Below are 2746 nucleotides of genomic sequence, written 5' to 3'. Positions count from 1 at the left end.
CCCCCCACTACCCGGTGATCGGGCCGCATTGCGGGGATGCTGCCAGGCAGTCATCCCCATCACGGTCAGCGCCCGGCGGCCACGGCCGACGGCGTCAGGCTCATGCCCTGCGCCAGCTGCTGCAGCGAGCCCAGTTCCTGCGGGCTGTCCGGATACAGCGAAATCTGCGCGTAACGCCCTTTGTCGAGCTTGACCACGCTGATCCGCCGCTCGGCATAGCCGGGCGGCTGCTGGCCGCCGAGGTCGGGCTGGTACCAGTAGAGTGATTCACCGCCGAAGCTGCCCTTTTCCTGGCGCAGCGAACGGTTCAGTGGAATGGACGGATCACGTGCACTGAGCATCAGGCTCAGCACTTCGCGGCCGTCGCCGGTGCTGGCGCGGCAGACCAGGAAATCGGCCTGCGCCTGCTGCTGCCATTGCAGGCCGCTGCTGGCGGGCAGCGAAGGACATTCGGTGGGAGCCTGCGCGGCGGCCTGGGCCACGGCGAACAGCAGGCTCGACAACACTACAGGCGCGAACTTCATGCATCCCCCAAGGTGGTGTGTCGTTTGGCGCCGCCCGATGGATGGGGGCGTTGGCATCCCATCCCCGGATGCCACCCCGCCCGGCATGTGCACGGACGGTCAACTCAACCTTAACGGAACGTGAGCGATCGCACAAATTGCGGTTACAAGCGTAACCATTGCGGCCGATGGTCGGCCGCAATGGTTCGCACAGGCCTCAGCGGTCGTTGCCGATCCACTTGTAAATGATGCCGCCGATCGCGCCGCCCAGCAGCGGGGCGACCCAGAACAGCCACAGCTGGCTGACCGCACCGCTGCCGGCGAAGAACGCCACCGCAGTGGAGCGGGCCGGGTTCACCGAGGTGTTGGTCACCGGGATGCTGATCAGGTGGATCAGGGTCAGCGACAGGCCGATCGCCAGCGGCGCGAAGCCGGCCGGTGCCTTGCCATGGGTGGAGCCCATGATCACGATCAGGAACACCGCAGTAAGTACCACTTCGCACAGGAAGGCGGCTGCCACGCTGTAGCCCCCCGGCGACAGCGCGCCGTAGCCGTTGCTGGCAAATGCACCGGCCTGGCTGCCATCAATGGCGAAGCCACTGGCACCGGAGGCGATCTGCAGCAGGATGAAGCCCGCCAGCAGGCCGCCAGCGACCTGGGCGATGATGTAGGGCACCAGGTCCTTGGTCGGGAAGCGGCCACCGGCCCACAGACCGACGCTGACCGCCGGATTGAAATGCGCGCCGGAGATGTGGCCGAACGCATAGGCGCCGGTCACCACGGTCAGGCCGAAGGCCAGCGCCACGCCGAGGAATCCGATACCCAGCGGATTGCCGTCACCGCCGAACTTGGCGGCCAGCACCGCGCTGCCGCAGCCACCCAGAACCAGCCAGAACGTGCCGAGGAACTCGGCGGACAAGCGTTTACCCATGCTCATGTGTTGCACTCCTTTGACGGTGAAAGTGTGATTTATGTCACATTTCAGTGATCAGCGGGTGACTGTAGCGTCAACGCCGGGTGCAGGGATACACCTTCGGATGTGTGCAACACGCGATGTTCAGTACTGCGGCAGCGGGATGAACTCCTTGTCGTCGCCGGGGATGGTGCCGAAGCGGCCGGCTTCCCAGTCGTGCTTGGCCTGCTCGATGCGCTCCTTCGAACTGGACACGAAGTTCCACCACAGGTGGCGCGGGCCATCCAGCGGTTCGCCGCCGAACAGCATCGCCTTCACCGGGGTCTTCGCGCGCAGGCGGCCGACGGCGCCGGCCTCGGGAATGATCAGGTGCTGGGCGGGCACGTCCACGCCATCCAGCTGCGCGTCGCCCTCGAGGATGTACAGCGCGCGCTCGCGGTGGCCATTGTCGATATCGATCTCCGCATCCGGGTCGAGGTCGATCGCCACGTTGAGCGTGTCGGCGAACACCTTCACCGGCGATTCCTCGCCGTAGGCGCGGCCGGCGATGACCCGCAGCCAGGCACCCTTGCGGCGCTGCTCGGGCAGGGTGGCAGCGGCATGGTGGTAGAACGCCGGCTCAATCTCTTCATGCGACTTCGGCAACGCGACCCAGGTCTGCATGCCGTGGATCGGGTTGTCGTGATCGCGGTCGGGCTGCGGCGTGCGTTCGGAATGGGCGATGCCGCGGCCGGCAGTCATCCAGTTCACGTCGCCCGGGCGGATCACCTGGTCCGAGCCCAGCGTGTCGCGGTGGCCGATGGCGCCGGACCACAGATAGGTGACGGTGGCCAGGCCGATATGCGGGTGCGGGCGCACGTCGATGGCCGTACCGGGATGCATGAGTGCCGGGCCCATCTGGTCGACGAACACGAACGAGCCGATGCTGCGTGCCTGCAGCGTAGGGACGGCGCGACGGACTTCGAGTCCGCCGATGTCGTGCACGCGCGGGGCGATGATGGTGGTCATGCGGGCGTTCTCGCTGGCAGGGATCAGGTGGTCAGCATCGCATGCAGCTGTGACGGGGGCATGCCCCGTATGGGTAACAGGTTGTTCCGTAGAGTCGAGCTTGCTCGACTGGGGTTCCACCCAACGGCGCAGCCCCTCGTGGCTGGACGCGCAATGCGTATCTCGTGTTTGGCCGGGCGGGTGGGTTGCGCAGGACACGCCGTAAACCCCCCTCCGGGGTCCGGCCCAGCCGCTGGCGGCTGTGCGTTCGGGCGCTTGCGAAGCAGTGCTTCGCAAGCAAAGCGCCCTCACCCATGGGGGCTCGATGGCGCCATCCATGTCG

Annotated in this window: 3 protein-coding genes; all 3 read right to left on the bottom strand. The window is 66.7% G+C overall.

The features are described from left to right. Positions 1 to 65 precede the first annotated feature (65 nt). The 3 genes from QRO93_RS21290 to QRO93_RS21280 all read right to left on the bottom strand — a co-directional run bounded on the left by QRO93_RS21290 (position 66) and on the right by QRO93_RS21280 (position 2424). Positions 66 to 524 (bottom strand): hypothetical protein, encoded by a 459-nt coding sequence (locus QRO93_RS21290; RefSeq protein WP_008266318.1) that lies wholly within the window; start codon positions 522 to 524, stop codon positions 66 to 68. 196 nt (positions 525 to 720) lie between these two features. Further along, entirely contained in the window at positions 721 to 1440 is a 720-nt protein-coding gene (gene aqpZ / locus QRO93_RS21285) for an aquaporin Z (protein WP_006462519.1), read from the bottom strand. A 120-nt stretch (positions 1441 to 1560) separates the two neighbouring features. Next, positions 1561 to 2424, bottom strand: a complete 864-nt coding sequence (locus tag QRO93_RS21280; RefSeq protein WP_053450482.1) for a pirin family protein — start codon at positions 2422 to 2424, stop codon at positions 1561 to 1563. Positions 2425 to 2746: the final 322 nt, after the last annotated feature.

It is taken from the genome of Stenotrophomonas maltophilia group sp. Smal17, assembly GCF_030237045.1.
Taxonomy (GTDB): domain Bacteria; phylum Pseudomonadota; class Gammaproteobacteria; order Xanthomonadales; family Xanthomonadaceae; genus Stenotrophomonas; species Stenotrophomonas forensis.
Note: the sequence above shows the minus strand (reverse complement) of the source record. Positions and strands in the feature narration are given on the sequence as shown.